Genomic DNA, 18,154 nt, shown 5'->3' with positions numbered 1-18,154 from the left:
CTGCCTCAGGACCTAAGGGGGTGGAAAGGGGCCTTTTAGCCGCGGCGGAACGCCCCCGATACAACCGGGGGCTTCCGCCCTACAAGTCGTGATGCTTCGGCGAGGAGTCATATCAAAAAAACCACCGCACCAACGCGGCCATGGGCCCCGTCAAGCATGCCGACAGGTGGCCGGGGCGAGGTGTTAAGCGCCTGCCCTGTTTGAGCGATTTGACGTTAGCAAATCGCGAGTTCAGGCGCGCCTCGCTCCGGGCGGGACCTGTCGGGCAGCCGCAGGCCATGCTTGCGGGGTGGCCTTGGAGGTGAAGGAGGGCTTGTCCAGGCAAGCCCTCTTTCCCGTTTGCCGCGCGGAAGCGGCAATGCAAAACATCATCCGCGTCAGCGGATGCAAGCACACCACCTGTACCACTTACCAGCCTTCTCCACACTCTTGACTCTTGCGACTAGCCCGCTTGCTGTTTAGCCTTTGCGAGTTGCACTTAAACAGCGCAACCAGGTTTGGCGACCTGATTATCCGGACAGGAAATCCTCTACCACCATATTGATGGAGCCATCGCCATGTCCGCTAACCCCAAAACCACCCTGCCCCCACCACCCCTCACCCTCCACTACCTCGGCAAACCCATCCGCCTCACCCTCCACCACACCCCACCCCTGCTCGCCATCGCCGACCTCGCCGCCGCCATCGGCCCACGCTGCACCGAACAACTCCGCCAGCAACTGCAAACACACGCACACCAGCCCGACGACCACACCCCACCCAGCTGGCCACTGCCCGCCCTGCTGCAAGCCCTGCGCCGCAGCCGCAAACCCGCCGCCCGCCAACTACGCCGCTGGCTAAGCCGCGAACTGCTCCCCGCCCTGCACCAGCTACCACCCGCTGCACCACGCTGGGAACAAGCACTCAGCCTGGCCGCTGAAGCCGGCCAGCAAATCAGCCACGCCGTACTGCAAACCGTGCTGCAACAGGAAGAAAACTGGCAGCACACCCACTGGCTGCTGACACTGGACTACACCCCGGACCACCCGCGCCGCCATAGCCATGGCCGACTCAGCGCGCTGGAGTGCAGCGTCACACCCTTGCAAGCGTTGGCAGATGAAATTGCACAGCCCAAGGGCCTGGGCATGCAGAACGGGGATTTGCTGAAACTGGTGGCGGCCTGCCATGCGCAACTGGCGCAGCGCATGAACAAGCAGGCGTGGCGGGAGATGGCACGCGCAGCAGAGGCAAACTGAAACGCCGCAGCCCATCAGCGCGGTGATGGTGACTGCGGCGTGTTACAGGTAATGAAAGAGGCGGGATCAGCCAGCCTGCACGCCCTTGTCCAGCGCCATCTGTTGAATGGCGGTGACCACCGAATCCGCCCCCTGGCGGATCTGGTTGATGACATCGCCCACCTTGTTGACCTGATCGACACTGCCTTCCACCAGTGCCTTGATCTGGTCCATATTGTTCACCGCAGTACCGGTCTGGTTCTGGATGGCAGTCACCATGCCGGAGATCTCTGCGGTAGACAGCGAGGTGCGCTCGGCCAGCTTGCGCACTTCGTCCGCCACCACGGCAAAGCCACGGCCGGTTTCGCCAGCGCGGGCGGCTTCGATGGCGGCATTCAGGGCCAGCAGATTGGTTTGGTCGGCAATGTCCTTGATGGTTTGCACGATGGTGCCGATTTGCTGGGAGTGTTTGCCCAGCGACTGCACGCTTTGGGCGGCAGTGGCAATTTCGTTGGCCATGTTTTCGATATTGCTGACGCTGTCGCTGATGTTGTTGACGCCTTCTTCTGCCCAGTGGCGGGTTTGCTGCGAGGTATTGAAGGCAAACAGCGCGCTGTCCCGTTCCTGCTTCTGGGTCTGCACATTGGTGGTGATGTCGGTGGCAAACTTGATGACGGACACTACCTTACCGGCTTCATCAAATACCGGGTTGTAGCTGGCTTCCAGCCAGCGTTCGCTGCCATCCTTGGCAATGCGTTTGATCTGGCCGGAGAAAAACTGGCCGCTGCGCAGTTGATCCCACAGCTGGGCGTATTCCCGGCTATTGGCAAACTCTGGCGTACACAGTCGGCGATGGGGCTGGCCAATCAATTCCGACTCCTGATAGCCCATGACTCGCAAGAAGTTCTGATTGACCTTGGTGATGGTGCCATCCAGGGTAAATTCGATAGTGGCCATCACGCGGTTGACGGATTCCAGTACTGCCTTATTACGTGCAGCTTCTTGCATCCGTTGGGTGATGTCAGTTGCGAATTTGATAAAGCCGGTGATTTTGCCACTGGCGTCCTTGATCGGGTTATAGGTGGCTTCAAGCCACACTTCGTCGCCATTGCTGCGCAGGCGCTTGACCCGGCCGATGAAGGGCTTGCCTTCGCGCAGCGATTGCCAGAATGCCTGATAGGCTGGCGACCCGGCAAAGCCGGATTCGCAGAAGGCGCGATGGTTCATACCCAGCAAGCTGGATGCGCTATAACCCATTACCTGCTGGAACAGGGCGTTGGACTCCACCACATTGGCATTCAAATCGAATGTGACACTGGCGGTGGATGCATGGATGGCATCCAGTATTGCTTTTTGTTGATCCAGCGTGGCTGCTTGCTGGTCAATTTTTGCATGAAGTTTCTTATTAAACATTCACTACCCCCGATGGCTGCTTTTATTAGTCAGTCGTTAAAGCAATAGCGCAAGCATGGGTATGAGTATAACCATGCTTTGATGACAGTAAAGCGTTTTCAGGGGCGGGTTAGCTGCTAAAGATAAATCTTTATCTGCTTTTGATTGCTGCTTTATTTGAGTCATTACAGACAATGCAATACAACTTTGGTCGAATAAAGTCAGACAGAAATTTTATTCAAATAGCATTATTACATTAAATGATTCAGCCTAATGACATGACGTACGACGCGCTAAAAAGGTAAAGCCTATCAGGGACCATTCAGCTAGCTTACACCGCCTTGCGCAGCGCCCAGTCAAAGGCGCGGGTGGGCAGCAGCCGACGCAGTAGCCAGAAGACCTTGGTGGGCTTGGTAATGCGGTAACGCGCTTTGGGGCGGCGGGCGGTAACTGCTTGCCAAGCGACCTCGCCCACGGCGGTGGCGGGCAGGGTGAAGGGTGCGGCGTGGCCTTCTTTTTTCAGCCGCACCAGCTGGGCTTCGTATTCCTCGCGATGCACGCTGCCGGTCACATCCACATTCTGCAAGAAGCGTTGCAGGGCATTGGGGCGGAAGCGGCTTTCAATCGGCCCCGGTTCTACCAGCGACACAAAAATACCCGTGCCGTGCAGTTCTTGCCGCAGGGTGTCGCACATGCCTTCCATGGCGAACTTGCTGGCGTTGTAAGCGCCGCGCCAGCGCATGGCGGCAAAACCCAGGATGGAGCTGTTATAGATGATTCGACCGTGGCCCTGCGCACGCATGACGGGCAGCACGGCATTGGTGAGTTCCCACGGGCCGAACAGATTGGTTTCAAACTGCTCGCGCATGGCCTGGCGGTGGATGTCTTCCACCGCACCGGGCTGGCCGAAACCGGCGTTGTTGAACAGGGCATCCAGCCGTCCGCCAGTCTGGCGCAGTACCTGCTGCAAGGCGGTGTGGATAGAGGCCGTATCGGTGACATCCAGTTGCAGGCTTTCCAGCCCTTCGGCTTGCAGCCGAGCCACATCCTCCATACGACGGCAGCTGGCAAACACGCGCCAACCGCGCTGGGCGAACAGTTTGGCAGTATGGTAACCAATGCCGCTGGAGCAGCCGGTAATCAGAATGCAAGGGGGGTGGGACACGTCACAACCTCGTCAAAATCAGGCAAACAGGCGCAACCCTACACCATACGGCGTGCATTGTTGAAGCAGTTTCCTGTCCCTTGCCACGCAGACAAAAATATCGTGTTGCAGTGGAAATGGAATAAAATGGCCGACTACCGATTTTGCGACAAGGAAAACGCCATGGCGAAATCCGCCAAAGCCCCGGCCAGCTTTGAAACCGCGCTGGCCCAGCTGGAGGACATCATCCAGGCGATGGAAGGCGGCGATGTGCCGCTGGAGACTGCACTTGCGTCCTACAAGCAAGGCGTGGAGCTGATTAAGTTCTGCCAGGGCAAACTGTCCGACGCCGAGCAGCAATTGAAAATTCTGGAAAACGACGAACTCAAACCGCTGGACCTCAGTAATGGCCAATGAATCCTTCATCGGCTGGATGACGCAGATCCAGCAAACCATGGAAACCGCCCTCGCCCGCTTTCTGCCTTCGGCGGACACCCTGCCGCAGCGCCTGCATCAGGCCATGCGCTATGCCACGCTGCAAGGCGGCAAGCGCGTGCGCCCGCTGCTGGCCTTTGCCGCAGGTGAACTGAGCGGTGCCAGTGCGGAAAACCTGGCTCGCGTGGCGGCGGCGGTGGAGATGATCCACGCCTATTCGCTGGTGCACGACGACCTGCCCTGCATGGACGACGATGTGTTGCGCCGTGGCAAGCCCACCTGTCATGTGGAGTTCGACGAAGCCACCGCCCTGCTGGTGGGCGATGCGCTGCAAACCCTGGCATTCGAGCTGATTGCCACCCCGATGGAAGGCGTGAGCCCTGCCAGCCAGCTGGCCATGTGCCAGTTGCTGGCGCGTGCTTCCGGCCACGGCGGCATGGCCGGTGGCCAGGCCATTGACCTGGCCAGCGTGGGCCAGACACTGAACCTGCCCGAGCTGGAATTCATGCACATGCTGAAAACCGGTGCGCTGATTCGCGCCGCCGTGCTGCTGGGTGCCATGGCAGGCCAGCCCTTGAGTGCGCAGCAGACCGAACAGCTGGACATTTTTGCCAAGCGCATTGGTCTGGCGTTTCAGGTGGTGGATGACGTGCTGGATTGTGAAGCCGACACCGCCACGCTGGGCAAGACTGCCGGCAAGGATGCCGCCAATGACAAGCCCACTTATGTCAGCCTGATGGGTCTGGCCGAAGCCAAGCAGTTTGCCCGCGAACTGCGCGAACAGGCTTTTGCCGCGCTGGAAGGCTTTGGCCCGGCTGCCGACCGACTGAAAGAACTGGCCGACTACATCGTGGCCCGCTCGTTTTAACCGCAGAAGAACAACAATGACTCCGCTGCTCGACACCATTCATCAGCCTTCCGACCTGCGTGCGCTGGGCCGCCAGCAACTGCCGCAACTGGCGACGGAACTGCGCGAATTCCTGGTCGATACGGTCAGCAAGACCGGTGGCCACTTTGCCTCCAACCTGGGCAGCATCGAGCTGACCATCGCCCTGCACTATGTGTTCAACACCCCGGACGACCGGCTGGTGTGGGACGTGGGCCACCAGACTTACCCGCACAAAATCCTGACCGGACGCCGCGAACGCATGGGCAGCATGCGCCAGAAAGGTGGCCTGGCAGGTTTTCCCAAGCGTGAGGAATCGCCCTACGACACCTTTGGCGTCGGCCATTCGTCCACCTCCATCGGTGCGGCGCTGGGCATGGCGGCTGCCGCCAAGCTGCAAGGGCTGGACCGCAAGTGCGTGGCCATCATCGGCGATGGCGCAATGACTGCCGGGCAGGCTTTCGAGGCACTGAACAATGCCGGAGCGATGGATACCGATTTGCTGGTGATCCTCAACGACAACGACATGTCGATTTCGCCCAATGTCGGTGCGCTCAATAACTATCTGGCCAAGCTGATGTCCGGCCGCTTCTACGCCGCCATGCGCGAGGGTTCCAGCAAGGTGCTGGGCATGGCCCCGCCCTTGAAGGAAATTGCCAGCAAAGTGGAGGAGCACGTCAAGGGCTTCTTTACGCCGGGTACGCTGTTCGAGGAGTTCGGTTTCAACTACATCGGCCCGATCGACGGGCACGATCTGGACGTGCTGGTGGATACGCTGAAGAACATCCGCAGCCTGAAAGGGCCGCAGTTCCTGCATATCGTCACCAAGAAGGGTCATGGCTACAAACTGGCCGAGAACGACCCGGTGAAATACCACGGCGTCACCAAGTTCGACCCGGCCAACGGGCTGGCCGGTGGCAAGAGTGGCGGCAAGCCGCAATACACCCAGGTATTCGGTGACTGGATTTGCGATATGGCCAAGCTGGATGCGCGTCTGGTGGGCATCACCCCGGCCATGCGCGAGGGCTCCGGCCTGGTGCGCTTCGAGAAGGAACACCCGGACCGCTACTTCGACGTGGCCATTGCCGAACAACACGCCATTACCTTTGCCGCTGGCCTGGCCTGTGATGGCGCCAAGCCGGTGGTGGCGATTTACTCCACCTTCCTGCAGCGCGGCTACGACCAGCTGATTCACGACGTGGCGCTGCAAAACCTGCCGGTGCTGTTTGCCATCGATCGCGCCGGTCTGGTGGGTGCCGACGGTCCCACCCATGCGGGTGCCTTTGATATTTCCTTCCTGCGTTGCATTCCCAACATGACGGTGCTGGCTCCGTCTGACGAAAACGAATGCCGCCAGCTGCTGTATACGGCGTTTTGCATGGACAGCCCCACCGCCGTGCGCTACCCGCGTGGCGTAGGCCCCGGTGTGGACATCCAGCAGGACATGACCGCCCTGCCGGTGGGCAAGGGTGTGCTGCGCCGCAGCGGCAAAGGCAAGGTGGCGATTCTGGCTTTTGGCAGCATGGTGGCCCCTGCCCTGGCCGCGGCCGAGGCGCTGGATGCATCGGTGGCCGACATGCGTTTTGTCAAACCGCTGGATACCGGGCTGATCCGCCAGTTGGCCGAACAGCATGACTACATCGTCACCGTGGAAGAAAACGTGGTGATGGGCGGTGCCGGTTCCGGCTGTCTGGAAGCCATGCAGGCCATGGGCATCGTCAAGCCTGCCTTGCTGCTGGGCCTGCCGGACGACTATGTTGAACATGGCGACCCCACGGTATTGCTGGCCGATTGCGGCCTGAACGCCGCCGGCATCGAGGCCAGTATTCGCCGCTGGCTGCCGCAACAATAACAACAGCGTAAAGAGAGGCAGTCATGGGCGGTATTGATCTGGCAGCATGGCTGAATCTCAAGGGCAGCCCTTTCGAGGCGCTGCCGCTGTTTGTCACCAGCCTGGCCATCGGCCTGTTGATGGGGGTGGAGCGCGAACGCAAGCACCACACCCTGGCAGGTATCCGCACCTTTCCGCTCACTGCCATTTTCGGCACGCTGGCCGCCATGCTGGATGCACCATCACATGGCGTATTGCTGCAAACCGTCGGCCTGCTGGCGGTGACTTCCTTCGGTTTTCTGCCGGAACGCAATGCCGACAGCGACAAGACCGAGCCGCGCACCACCACCGTGGCATCCTTGCTGGTCGTCTACTGTCTGGGCGCGCTGGTATGGCACGGTTTTGGCGGCGTTGCCGTGGCGGTGGGCATTGTCGCCACCGCCCTGCTCTACCTCAAGCCGGAACTGTCCGGCCTCACTCACAAGCTGGACCGGCGCGACCTGCTATCACTGCTGCAGTTTGCCGCGCTGTCCTTCATCGTATTGCCGCTGTTGCCTAACCGCACCTTCGGCCCCTACCAAGCCGTCAACCCGCATCAGGTTTGGCTGATGGTAACGCTGATCGTGGGCATCAGCCTGTCTGGCTACCTGGCGGTCAAGCTACTGGGCCAGCGCGTGGGTGGCCCCTTGCTCGGCATTCTGGGCGGGCTGGTTTCCTCCACTGCCACCAGCCTGATCTACGCCCGTGAGGCACGCGCTAACCCGCTGTCGCTGCACCTGGGTACGGCGGTGATTCTGCTGGCCAATCTGGTGCTGTTCGTGCGCCTGATGGTGCTGGCTGCCGTGGTGCAAAGCAGTGTGCTGCCAGCGGCGGCCTGGGTGCTGTTGCCCGGCCTGCTGTGCGGGCTGAGTGCCGCGCTGTGGCAGTTGCGCCAGCATAATAACGGCCAGCCGCAGCCGGAGCTGCAACTGAGCAACCCCTCGGAAATGAAGCTGGCCCTGGGCTTTGGCGCCATGTTTGCACTGGTGATGTTTTGCGCCGCCTGGCTGAATGCGGAGTTCGGCAGCAAGGGCGTGTATGTGGTAGCGCTGATTTCCGGCCTGAACGATGTGGACGCCATCTCGCTGACAGCTTTCAACCTGTTTGGCGAAAACCGGCTGGACGGCCAGCAAGTGGCCACCACGCTGGCGCTGGCGATTACTGCCAATAATGTGTTCAAGTTCAGCCTGATCGCCAGCCTGGGTGGCAGTGCGCTGGCGCGCCGCTGCCTGCCTACCCTGCTGGCGGCCAGCAGCGGCATGCTTGTGGGCTTGCTGGTGCTATCGGGCAGTCACTGAGCGCGAGCCAGCAGGCCGGGTAGCAGTTGCAAGATGGTCTGTGCAGTAAGCAGCGGCTGCTCCAGTGGAAACAGATGGCTGCCACTCACCTCATGCAGCTGCATGCCGAAGTGGCGCTGTGCGTAGCGCAGGTCGGATGGCCGCACCACATCATGACGGCTGGCGGCAACAAAGGCGGTGGGTACCGTCAGTTGCCCGCGATAACGCGGGAAATCATGCGGCAGCGCACAGTAAATCTGGTGTTCGATTTGGGGCCGGAAACGCAATCGCCGCCCGCCATGGCCGTCGTCCTCGCTGCCGTGCAAGGCATAGTCGGCCAGACAGTCCGGGTCGAAGCGGGCAAACGCCGGTTTGCGGGCAAAGTAGTCGTGCATCATTTCCACGCTGGCCCAGCTATCGCGCCGCCCCAGGGTATTGCCGCCGGGGGTGATGCGGGCGATCAGGCCCAGCGTCTTGGCCAGCCAGATCAGCGCCGCCCGGCGCGGCCCCAGCAAGGGTGAATCCAGAATCACCAGCGCCTTGAACAGCTCTGGCGCGCGGATAGCGGCATAAAACAGCAGATAGCCGCCCAGTGAATGGCCGACGCCAATCACCGGCTGGCGGTAACGGCTGAGCACGGCAATGGTTTCGTCCACCAGATGCGGCCAGCAGTCCGTCACCGGATAACGCGGGTCATGGCCGATGCAATCCAGCCAGCCCATCTGGTAGTGCTGGCCCAGTGTGCGCAGCAGCTTGCCGTATACCGGCGCGGGAAAGCTGTTGGCGTGGGCAAAATGAATGATGTCCTGCATGATGTGGTGTTGCGCCCGTTTTGATTTGTTATGCGTCGATACTACCGTAAAATGGCACTTTGCCAGCCGCAGCAAGCGGGCACAGCGCTACCCGCCTCCCGCCTGCACGGAACCGGCAGGCCCCTTGCTGGTCAACCCTTGCATCTTCCAGATAACCATCATCATGCCGCACTCACTGTTTCGCCTGTTATCCCCCTTGTGGCGCCTGCTTGCGCTGCTAAGTCTGCTGGGTCTGAGCACTGCCGCACTGGCGGTGAACCAGGCCGACCTGCTGCCTCCGGAAAAAGCCTTTGCCGTCAGCGTGGAACGCCAGCCGGACCACCTGCTGCTGCAACTGAAGGTGGCGGACAACTATTACGTCTACCGTGACCGCCTGAGTTTCAGCACCGAACCAGCTGGCTTGCTGGGCAGCCCGGCCTTGCCGCCCGGCCAGACCAAGCAAGACGCCTTTTTTGGCCAGCAGGTGATTTATCATGGCCAGCAGCTGATCAAGCTGCCGCTACATGCCGGCGCACCTGCGCAGTTCAAGCTGAACGTGAAGCTGCAAGGCTGCTCCACCGCCGGCGTGTGCTACCCGCCTTACACCCATCATCTGGACATCAACAGTTACGGCAGCGCCAGCAATGGCAGCAGCAACTGGCTGGCGGATGCCACGCCGGGAAAGCCGGCGGGTAGTGGCGGCAATCTGGCGGCCAAGGGCTGGCTGGCCACGCTGGGCAGCTTCCTCTTGGCCGGTATCGGCATGGCCTTTACTGCCTGCATGTATCCGCTGCTACCCATTGTTTCCTCACTGATTGCCGGCGAAGGCCAGCATATCACCCGCCAGCGCGGCTTCTGGCTGTCGCTGACTTATGTGCAGGGGCTGGCACTCACCTACACCGTGATCGGCATCATCGCCGGGCTCACCGGTTCGCTGTTGACTGTCTGGCTGCAGCAGCCTGCGGTCATCCTCAGTGCCAGCGTGCTGATGGTGGTGTTTGCCCTGTCCATGTTCGACCTCTACACCATCCAGCTGCCATCAGCGTTGCAATCGCGCCTGGCCAATGCTTCCAATCGCCTGTCCGGCGGCAAGCTGGCCACGGTATTTGCCATGGGCGCGCTGTCGGCGCTGATCATCGGCCCGTGCGTGGCCCCGCCGCTGGCGTTGGCGCTAGGCTATATCGGCAGCACCGGCGATGCGGTGCTGGGCGGCGCGGCGCTGTATGCCATGGCCTTGGGTCTGGGTCTGCCGCTGATCCTGATCGGCACTTTTGGCGGCCACGTGCTGCCGCGTGCCGGTGGCTGGATGAAGGCGGTGAAGGCGGCCTTTGGCGTCTTGATGCTGGCGCTGGCTATCTGGATGGCCACCCCCTTCCTGCCTGCCATGCTGGTACTGCTGCTGTGGGCTGCGTTGTGCGTGGGCTGCGCGGTGTTCCTCAAGGCATTTGAAACCCTGCCGGGCAATGCCCACATCAGCCACAAGCTGGGCAAGGGTCTGGGCCTGCTGCTGTTTCTGGTGGGTGCGGCACAGCTGGCTGGCGCGCTGGCCGGGGAAACCGACCCGCGCTATCCGCTGAAATGGCTGGCGGGCAACAAGGCACAGGCCAGCGTCAGTCAGCAGCCGGTGTTTGCCCCCGTCAGCAGCACGACAGAGCTGGACAGCAAACTGGCCGCAGCCCGTGCCAGCGGCAAACCCCTACTGCTGGATTTCTATGCCGACTGGTGCGTGTCATGCAAGGAAATGGAAAGCGAAACCTTTCCCGACGCCGCCGTCACTCCGCTCATGCAGCGCTTCGTGCTGCTACGGGCAGATGTCACCGCCAACCTGCCGCAACATCAGGCCCTGCTCAAGCGCTTTGGTCTGTTTGGCCCGCCAGGCATCATCCTGTTTGACCCTGCTGGTCAGGAACAAGGCCGGGTAATCGGCTTTACCCCGGCTGCCGACTTTTCCCGCCAACTGCAAACCCTATTGCAGTAATTCAAACGTCATTAACATTTGTCATATTTGTAGTTATTATCGAGGATCAGTACCGCCACGACCCGGACCGTGTCCGTGCTGATCCTGTTTTGCGTGCTATTCTGATAGCATTGTGCAGTGCACATATCGGGTCGTACTGACAGGCCATGCCAGCAACTTGCGTGCCGCTAATGAAACCGCAGATGAATGTTGGGGGAATGATGGGTCTCATGTTTTGGGTGAAGAATGATCCGGCGGCAGCAACCGGGCCACAAGATGCCGTGTCGGAAGATACCTTGCGTCGCACTGTCACAGCACTGGCCGAGCGCGTTGGCCGGCTGGGCATTGAATCAGTGGAAATTGATGGCCGGGTGGACACGGTACATGCACGGGCCACCAGCCGCACGGAGAAAATGGCTTCGATGGTCGAGGCGATTCACTCCCTCTCCAGTGCCAACACCCGCATCGGCGATGCGGCTGAATCCACCCACAAAAATGCCACCGAAGCGGCGACCTGCATGGAAGAAACCCGTGCCACCGTCAAAGTGGCGCTGGATGCCATTCTTGAGCTGGTGGACGGTGTTGGCCAGATCGAAGCCAAGCTGCCGGAAATCCTCACCTCGCTGGAACATGTCTCCCAGGTTTCCAAAACCGTCAATGATGTCGCCAAACAGACCAATCTGCTGGCGCTGAATGCGTCCATCGAAGCGGCACGCGCCGGAGAAGCCGGTCGCGGTTTTGCCGTGGTGGCAGATAACGTCAAAAACCTTTCCGCCCAGACCGAGGGCGCGGTGCAAATGATTCAGGCCACCCTCAGCGCGCTCAGCAGCCAGGTGGATGCGCTGATTGCCAACAGTCGCGCCGCCTCGCAGGTTGCCCAGGCAGCACGCTCCGGCACAGGCGAAATTGGTTCTGCGGTCACCCGCATTGATCAGATCAGCAAGGATCTGGCCCAGGTCAAACATTCGGTAGCCGGGATTGTGGAAGAAGCGGTCGGCAACCGCGAACACTGCCGTCATATTGAAGATGAAATCCGGGTAGTGGCGGAAACCACCCGGGAATCACTGAAGGATATCGAAGTCATCAAGGGCCATACCGCCTCACTGCTGAATATGAGCGAGGATCTGGTGTCGCTGACTTCCGAAGCCGGAATCAAGACGGTGGACACACCGTTTATCGAGAAAATCGTGGCGTCGGCCAATCAGGTTTCCAGGCTGTTTGAAGATGCGGTACAACGCGGCGAAATTTCCATCAACGACCTGTTCGATACCCAGTACCAGCAAGTACCGGATATCACGCCGCCGCACTACCTGACACGCCACACCGAATTCTGCGCCCGCCAACTGGGGCCGCTGTGCAATGAAATTGTCGACTCCTCGCCCGACATCATCGCCTGCACACCGGGCGACATGAACAATTACTACCCGATCATCAACCGGGAATTTGCCAAACCGCCCACCGCTGACCCGGTATGGAATGCGGCCAACTCACGCGCCAGAACGCGTCAGCTGGACCGCACCTCGCTCAACCAGATGAAAACCAAGAAGCCCTTCCTGGTACAAACCTACCGCCGCAATATGGGTGGTGGCCGTTTTGACCTGATGAAGAACTATTCGGCACCCATTTTTGTACAAGGCAGGCAGTGGGGCGTACTGCGCATCATGGTCAAGGTGAGATAAACGGGCCAGATAACCCAGGGAACAAGGTTTCCCTCGTTGCGCTGGCTTGAAGTCCGCGGGTCGATCCATTAACGTGTCACACCATCGGGCAGGCCTTATGCCTGCCTTTTTCACTCAGACTCCGGATTTTCTTCATGACGCCCAAACCCTTTCCCAGTATCAGTGTGATGGCCGTGTTGCGCGTCGCCGTGATGGGCCTGCTCATCCTGTCCTGCCTAAAGGTCATGCAGCCGTTTCTGGGTGCGCTCACCTGGGCCGCCATCATTGCCATTTCGGCCTGGCCGCTGTTTACCCGGCTGCGGCTGCGGCTCAATGGCCGTGCCAAGCTGGCTGCCATCATCATTGTGGGAGCACTGTCACTGACGCTGGCCATTCCCATTGGCCTGATGGCGCTGACGCTGGCCGATACCATCCCGCAGCTGGCGTCCATGTCGCGCGACCTCACCAGCATTCACCTGCCCAATGCTCCGGCCTGGGTCAACACCCTGCCACTGGTGGGTGAGTCGCTGCACAAGTTCTGGGTAAGCGTGCAACTGGACCTGCCGGGCTTTATCGACAAAATCCGCCCGGCCATCAACAAGGCCGCCTTGTGGGCGCTGGAAAGCGGGGCTTCAGCCAGCCTGAGCATGCTGGAAATCGTGCTGGCCATCGTGATTGCCGGCCTGTTGCTGATCAATGGTGACAAGCTGTGGGATGCCGCCGAACTGGCCATCAGCAAGCTGGGCGGCGCCACGGCAGACGAATTGCCGGAGGTGATTGCCCGTACCATTCGCAGCGTTACCACCGGAGTGGTGGGCACCGCGCTGGCGCAAACCGTGCTGTGCGTGGTCGGCCTGTTGATTGCCGGCGTACCGGGCGCACTGGTGCTGGGCTTTCTGTGCTTTATCGTTGCAGTGGCTCAACTGCCCACGCTGATCATCTGGCTGCCGGCTGCCGGCTGGGTGTTTTACTCCGGCGAAACCGGCCTGGGCATTTTCCTGGTGGCGTGGGGTTTCTTGCTGGTGAATACCATCGACAATGTGCTCAAACCGCTACTGATCAGCCAGGGCGCGCAAATGCCCTTGTCCATCATTTTCATGGGGGTGATTGGCGGCCTGCTGGCCTGGGGCCTGCTGGGCTTGTTTATCGGCCCTACCCTGCTGGCCGTGGGCTTTACCCTGTTCCGCCACTGGCTGCGGCCGGAGGATTATCCGGAGCCTGCCGAGGAGCCCGAATCGCCGTGTGATCCGCTGGAGAACCGCCAGTAAACCACGTTGGCTAAGGGATTTGTCCCATGAAAAAAGCGCCCTGCAGGGCGCTTTTTTGTTGCACAAGCTGTATTACAACAGCTCTAGCGCCACCGCCGTGGCCTCGCCACCACCAATGCACAGGCTGGCCACGCCACGCTTGCCGCCATGCTGACGCAGGGCGGATAGCAGCGTCACCATCACCCGCGCACCCGAAGCACCAATCGGGTGGCCCAGTGCGCAGGCCCCGCCATGCACGTTTACTTTGTCGTGCGGCAGGCCCAGCTCCTGCATTGCCGCCATGGTGACCACGGCAAAGGCTTCGTTGATTTCAAACAGGTCGACATCCGCCACTGTCCAGCCGGTCTTGGTCAGCAGCTTGCGCATGGCCCCCACCGGCGCGGTGGTGAACAGGCCAGGCTCCTGCGCATGGGTGGCGTGCGCCACCAGCCGGGCCAGCGGCTTGAGGCCACGACGGGCGGCTTCGCTGGCGGTCATCAATACCAGCGCGGCGGCACCATCGGAAATGGAGCTGGAATTGGCCGCCGTCACCGTGCCGTCCTTGCGGAAGGCAGGCTTGAGGCTGGCAATCTTGTCCAGTTTTGCCTTGAGCGGCTGCTCGTCAATTTCCATGGACTGTGCACCGGATTTGCCCTCCACCACCACCGGGGTGATTTCCTCGCGGAAGCGACCTTCGGCAATGGCGTTCTGCGCGCGGGTGAGCGAGGCGATGGCAAAGGCGTCCTGTGCTTCGCGACTGAAGCCATACTCGCCAGCACAGTTTTCGGCAAAGACGCCCATCAGCTTGCCCTTGTCGTAGGCATCTTCCAGACCATCCAGAAACATGTGGTCCTTGATTTCACCATGTCCCAGCCGCAGGCCGCCGCGCGCCTTGGGAATCAGATAGGGCGAATTGCTCATGCTTTCCATGCCACCAGCCACCATTACACTGGACGAACCAGCCAAGAGCAGGTCGTGCGCCAGCATGGCGGCTTTCATGCCGGAGCCGCACATCTTGTTGATGGTGGTGCAGCCAGCCGCCAGCGGCAGCCCGGCACCCAGCGCAGCCTGGCGGGCCGGAGCCTGGCCTTGGCCGGCGGGCAGCACGCAGCCCATGATCACCTCGTCCACGTCGGCCGCGGGCACCCCGGCGCGCTCCACCGCAGCGCGGATGGCGGCTGCACCCAGCTGGCTGGCCGTCTGGCGGGCAAACATGCCCTGAAAACCACCCATGGCAGTACGGGCCATGCCCACGATGACAATCGATTCTTGCTGTTGCATCTGTTTGTTCCTTCCTGAAAGGGTTGTTTGCCCGCTTAGGGCTTGCTGCCTGCCTGCTTGTCCAAGGCTTTCTCGCACTGGCTGCGAATCTGGCTGATTTCCCCCATCACCACACGGATGTCGTCCAGCTGTTCCTGCAATTGCTGTTCCTTGCGGCTGAGGATGCGGATGAATTCGCGCAGCTGCGGTTCGTCGTTGCTGGCGGCATCGTACAAATCGAACAGCTCGCGGATTTCCAGCAAGGACAGGCCAATGCGCTTGCCACGCAGAATCAGCATCAGCCGCACCCGGTCGCGGCGGGTATAAATGCGGCGCTGGCCATCGCGTTGCGGCTCCAGCAGCCCCTGGTCTTCGTAAAAGCGGATGGTGCGCGTGGTGACATCAAATTCCTGCGCCAACTGGCTGATGCTGAAGGTTACGCCTTGCATGCCTGTTCCCCTGTTGTTGTTTTGGCCCTGCCCTGTGCCTGCTGGCAGCCGCTAGCCGTGTTTTGATCCCCGATGCCGGATTGTTGATTGACGTTGACGTAAACGTCAAGTTATTGTGATAAAAACAACGCAGGAGAACAGCACATGACAACACAAAAAATCGGCGTGGTTGGCGCAGGCACCATGGGCAACGGCATTGCCCAGGTGTTTGCCATGCATGGCTTTGACGTGAAACTGGCCGACGTCAGCGAGGCCGCCCTGCACAAGGGCCTGGCCGCCATCGGCAACAGCCTGGCGCGCATGGCCAAAAAAGGCAGCATTGCCGAAGCCGACATCGCCACGGTGCTGTCGCATATCCACCCCACCACCCGGCTGGCCGATCTGGCCGATCGCGATCTGGTGGTGGAAGCCGCCACCGAAAACCCGACCATCAAGGAAAGCATTTTCCGCGAACTGGGCAGCGTGGTGCGGGCGGATGCCATTCTGGCTTCCAACACCTCGTCCATCTCGCTCACCCGCATTGCCGCCTGGGTAGCGCAACCGGAACGGGTGGTGGGCATGCACTTCATGAACCCGGTGCCCTTGATGCAGCTGGTGGAAATCATCCGCGCCATCCAGACCGCCGACCACACTTACCAGCAGGTATTCGAACTGGCGGTAGCGCTGGGCAAGACCCCGGTGACGGTGAAAGACGGCCCGGGCTTTGTTTCCAACCGCATCCTGATGCCGATGATCAACGAAGCCGCCTTTGCCCTGTTCGAAAACCTGGCCACCGCCGAGGACATCGACACCGTGATGAAGCTGGGCATGAACCACCCCATCGGCCCGCTGGCGCTGGCCGACCTGATTGGCCTGGACACCTGCCTGTCCATCATGGACATCCTTTATACCGAATTCCGTGACAGCAAATACCGCGCCTGTCCGCTGCTGGCACAACTGGTGGCCGCCGGGCATCTGGGCCGCAAGAGCGGCAAGGGCTTTTATCACTACGACTGATAGACCAAGACGGCACACAAGCCGCCAAGCACAGGAGAGTTGCAGATGAAACAGGCTGTTCCCAGCGTCAAGCTGCTGATCAACGGTGAATTTGTCGAATCGCACAGCCAGGATTGGCGCGACATCATCAACCCGGCCACACAAGAAGTGCTGGCACGGGTCCCCATGGCCACCGCCGAAGAAGTACAGGCTGCGGTATCCAGCGCCAAAACCGCCTTCGCCAGCTGGAAGAAAACCCCCATCGGCACCCGCGCCCGCATTTTCCTCAAGTACCAGCAGCTGATCCGCGAGCACATGAAGGAACTGGCCGCTCTGCTGACGGCAGAACAGGGCAAAACCCTGGCCGATGCCGAAGGCGATATCTTCCGTGGCCTGGAAGTGGTGGAACACGCGGCCAGCATTGGCAATCTGCAACTGGGCGAATACGCCGAAAACGTGGCTGGTGGCGTGGACACCTACACCGTACAACAGCCGCTGGGCGTGTGTGCCGGCATCACCCCCTTCAACTTCCCGGCCATGATTCCGCTGTGGATGTTCCCGATGGCCATTGCCACCGGCAATACCTTTGTGCTGAAACCGTCCGAGCAGGACCCGATGGTGACCATGCGGCTGGTGGAGCTGGCCTTGCAGGCTGGCATCCCGGCGGGCGTGCTGAATGTGGTGCATGGCGGCGAAGCGGTGGTGAATGCCATGTGCGACCACCCGGACATCAAGGCCATTTCCTTTGTCGGCTCCAGCCGCGTCGGCACCCATGTTTACAACCGCGCCAGCCTGGCTGGCAAACGGGTGCAATGCATGATGGGAGCGAAGAACCACGCCATCGTGCTGCCGGATGCCAACAAGGAACAGGCGCTGAACCAGTTGACCGGCGCAGCCTTTGGCGCAGCAGGCCAGCGCTGTATGGCCTTGAGCGTAGCGGTGCTGGTGGGTGAAGCGCGCAGCTGGATTCCCGACCTGGTGGCCAAGGCCAAGTCCCTGCGCGTAGGTGCAGGCAAGGACAACCCGGACCTGGGCCCGCTGATTTCCTGCGCGGCCCGCGAACGGGTAAGCAGCCTGATCAATCAGGGCGTGGCCGAAGGCGCGGTGCTGGCGCTGGATGGCCGGGAAGTGCAAGTGGATGGCTATCCGGAGGGCAACTTTGTCGGCCCCACCATTTTTTCTGGCGTCACCACCGACATGGCCATTTACCGGCAGGAAATCTTCGGCCCAGTGCTCTGCCTGCTGAGCGTGGACACGCTGGATGAGGCCATTGCCATCATCAATGCCAACCCCAATGGCAACGGCACTGCCATCTTCACCCAGAGCGGCGCGGCGGCACGGCGCTTTCAGGAAGACATCGACGTCGGTCAGGTCGGCATCAATGTGCCGATTCCGGTGCCGGTGCCGCTGTTCAGCTTTACCGGCTCGCGCGGCTCCAAACTGGGCGACCTCGGCCCTTACGGCAAGCAGGTCATCCTGTTTTATACCCAGACCAAAACCGTCACCAGCCGCTGGTTCGACGACGAGGCCAGCAGCGGCAAGGTGCACACCACCATTTCGCTGCGCTGAGTTGCACTGATCAAGGCAGACCGATTCACG

14 protein-coding genes and 1 pseudogene are annotated in these 18,154 nt (G+C 60.9%); 10 read left to right on the top strand and 5 right to left on the bottom strand.

The window, feature by feature from the left end; translation table 11 throughout:
- Nucleotides 1-557: 557 nt before the first annotated feature.
- Nucleotides 558-1,235, top strand: a complete 678-nt coding sequence (locus HWX34_RS14070) for a hypothetical protein (protein WP_178972818.1) — start codon at nucleotides 558-560, stop codon at nucleotides 1,233-1,235.
- A 150-nt stretch (nucleotides 1,236-1,385) separates the two neighbouring features.
- Here HWX34_RS14070 and HWX34_RS21505 read toward each other — a convergent pair.
- Nucleotides 1,386-2,552, bottom strand: a pseudogene (locus HWX34_RS21505) (PAS domain S-box protein); the annotation flags it as partial.
- A 385-nt stretch (nucleotides 2,553-2,937) separates the two neighbouring features.
- Nucleotides 2,938-3,771, bottom strand: a complete 834-nt coding sequence (locus HWX34_RS14060; RefSeq protein ID WP_178972816.1) for an SDR family oxidoreductase — start codon at nucleotides 3,769-3,771, stop codon at nucleotides 2,938-2,940.
- A gap of 126 nt (nucleotides 3,772-3,897) precedes the next feature.
- On the opposite strand from HWX34_RS14060, the gene HWX34_RS14055 reads away from it, so the two are divergent.
- From HWX34_RS14055 to HWX34_RS14040, 4 genes are read left to right on the top strand one after another with little or no spacing between them, the layout of a single operon-like run.
- The gene (locus HWX34_RS14055; RefSeq protein ID WP_370459748.1) at nucleotides 3,898-4,167 is read left to right on the top strand and encodes an exodeoxyribonuclease VII small subunit; all 270 of its coding nucleotides are present in this window, start codon (nucleotides 3,898-3,900) and stop codon (nucleotides 4,165-4,167) included.
- Entirely contained in the window at nucleotides 4,157-5,053 is an 897-nt protein-coding gene (locus tag HWX34_RS14050; protein ID WP_178972815.1) for a polyprenyl synthetase family protein, read from the top strand. The genes HWX34_RS14055 and HWX34_RS14050 overlap by 11 nt, the downstream gene beginning before the upstream one ends.
- 16 nt (nucleotides 5,054-5,069) lie before the next feature.
- Nucleotides 5,070-6,923: a 1-deoxy-D-xylulose-5-phosphate synthase gene (gene dxs, locus HWX34_RS14045; RefSeq protein ID WP_178972814.1), complete on the top strand. Its 1,854-nt coding sequence runs from the start codon at nucleotides 5,070-5,072 to the stop codon at nucleotides 6,921-6,923.
- Between the two features lie 23 nt (nucleotides 6,924-6,946).
- Entirely contained in the window at nucleotides 6,947-8,239 is a 1,293-nt protein-coding gene (locus HWX34_RS14040) for an MgtC/SapB family protein (RefSeq protein WP_178972813.1), read from the top strand.
- Here the strand turns inward: HWX34_RS14040 and HWX34_RS14035 are convergent.
- The gene (locus HWX34_RS14035) at nucleotides 8,233-9,030 is read right to left on the bottom strand and encodes an alpha/beta fold hydrolase (protein ID WP_178972812.1); all 798 of its coding nucleotides are present in this window, start codon (nucleotides 9,028-9,030) and stop codon (nucleotides 8,233-8,235) included. The genes HWX34_RS14040 and HWX34_RS14035 overlap by 7 nt on opposite strands.
- On the opposite strand from HWX34_RS14035, the gene dsbD reads away from it, so the two are divergent.
- From dsbD to HWX34_RS14020, 3 genes are all read left to right on the top strand, one after another.
- Entirely contained in the window at nucleotides 9,029-10,987 is a 1,959-nt protein-coding gene (gene dsbD / locus HWX34_RS14030; protein WP_255496746.1) for a protein-disulfide reductase DsbD, read from the top strand. The genes HWX34_RS14035 and dsbD overlap by 2 nt on opposite strands.
- A 209-nt stretch (nucleotides 10,988-11,196) precedes the next feature.
- Nucleotides 11,197-12,645: a methyl-accepting chemotaxis protein gene (locus HWX34_RS14025; RefSeq protein WP_178972811.1), complete on the top strand. Its 1,449-nt coding sequence runs from the start codon at nucleotides 11,197-11,199 to the stop codon at nucleotides 12,643-12,645.
- A gap of 134 nt (nucleotides 12,646-12,779) precedes the next feature.
- Nucleotides 12,780-13,892: an AI-2E family transporter gene (locus HWX34_RS14020; protein WP_178972810.1), complete on the top strand. Its 1,113-nt coding sequence runs from the start codon at nucleotides 12,780-12,782 to the stop codon at nucleotides 13,890-13,892.
- A 72-nt stretch (nucleotides 13,893-13,964) separates the two neighbouring features.
- On the opposite strand, the gene HWX34_RS14015 is transcribed toward HWX34_RS14020, so the two are convergent.
- A complete protein-coding gene (locus HWX34_RS14015) occupies nucleotides 13,965-15,152 on the bottom strand; it encodes an acetyl-CoA C-acyltransferase (protein ID WP_178972809.1) in 1,188 nt (395 codons plus the stop codon).
- 35 nt (nucleotides 15,153-15,187) lie between these two features.
- Nucleotides 15,188-15,580: a MerR family DNA-binding transcriptional regulator gene (locus tag HWX34_RS14010; protein WP_178972808.1), complete on the bottom strand. Its 393-nt coding sequence runs from the start codon at nucleotides 15,578-15,580 to the stop codon at nucleotides 15,188-15,190.
- Nucleotides 15,581-15,724: 144 nt separating this feature from the next.
- On the opposite strand from HWX34_RS14010, the gene HWX34_RS14005 reads away from it, so the two are divergent.
- Together HWX34_RS14005 and HWX34_RS14000 are read left to right on the top strand one after the other, a co-directional pair.
- A complete protein-coding gene (locus HWX34_RS14005) occupies nucleotides 15,725-16,576 on the top strand; it encodes a 3-hydroxybutyryl-CoA dehydrogenase (protein ID WP_178972807.1) in 852 nt (283 codons plus the stop codon).
- A gap of 45 nt (nucleotides 16,577-16,621) precedes the next feature.
- Nucleotides 16,622-18,124 carry a CoA-acylating methylmalonate-semialdehyde dehydrogenase gene (locus HWX34_RS14000; RefSeq protein ID WP_178972806.1) on the top strand — a complete coding sequence of 501 codons (1,503 nt, stop codon included), beginning with the start codon at nucleotides 16,622-16,624 and terminating at the stop codon, nucleotides 18,122-18,124.
- The last annotated feature ends 30 nt before the right edge of the window (nucleotides 18,125-18,154 follow it).

Source organism: Aquitalea sp. LB_tupeE (assembly GCF_013391415.1).
Lineage (GTDB): Bacteria > Pseudomonadota > Gammaproteobacteria > Burkholderiales > Chromobacteriaceae > Aquitalea.
The sequence above is the reverse complement of the archived record's forward strand: the minus strand, read 5'-3'. Positions and strand labels throughout refer to the sequence as shown.

Bases quoted from the DNA above. Each gene is read 5' to 3' on its own strand.
- HWX34_RS14070 (WP_178972818.1), top strand. From the start codon at position 558: ATGTCCGCTAACCCCAAAACCACCCTGCCCCCACCACCCCTCACCCTC.
- HWX34_RS14055 (WP_370459748.1), top strand. From the start codon at position 3,898: ATGGCCGACTACCGATTTTGCGACAAGGAAAACGCCATGGCGAAATCC.
- HWX34_RS14050 (WP_178972815.1), top strand. From the start codon at position 4,157: ATGGCCAATGAATCCTTCATCGGCTGGATGACGCAGATCCAGCAAACC.
- dxs (WP_178972814.1), top strand. From the start codon at position 5,070: ATGACTCCGCTGCTCGACACCATTCATCAGCCTTCCGACCTGCGTGCG.
- HWX34_RS14040 (WP_178972813.1), top strand. From the start codon at position 6,947: ATGGGCGGTATTGATCTGGCAGCATGGCTGAATCTCAAGGGCAGCCCT.
- dsbD (WP_255496746.1), top strand. From the start codon at position 9,029: ATGATGTGGTGTTGCGCCCGTTTTGATTTGTTATGCGTCGATACTACC.
- HWX34_RS14035 (WP_178972812.1), bottom strand. From the start codon at position 9,030: ATGCAGGACATCATTCATTTTGCCCACGCCAACAGCTTTCCCGCGCCG.
- HWX34_RS14025 (WP_178972811.1), top strand. From the start codon at position 11,197: ATGTTTTGGGTGAAGAATGATCCGGCGGCAGCAACCGGGCCACAAGAT.
- HWX34_RS14020 (WP_178972810.1), top strand. From the start codon at position 12,780: ATGACGCCCAAACCCTTTCCCAGTATCAGTGTGATGGCCGTGTTGCGC.
- HWX34_RS14015 (WP_178972809.1), bottom strand. From the start codon at position 15,152: ATGCAACAGCAAGAATCGATTGTCATCGTGGGCATGGCCCGTACTGCC.
- HWX34_RS14010 (WP_178972808.1), bottom strand. From the start codon at position 15,580: ATGCAAGGCGTAACCTTCAGCATCAGCCAGTTGGCGCAGGAATTTGAT.
- HWX34_RS14005 (WP_178972807.1), top strand. From the start codon at position 15,725: ATGACAACACAAAAAATCGGCGTGGTTGGCGCAGGCACCATGGGCAAC.
- HWX34_RS14000 (WP_178972806.1), top strand. From the start codon at position 16,622: ATGAAACAGGCTGTTCCCAGCGTCAAGCTGCTGATCAACGGTGAATTT.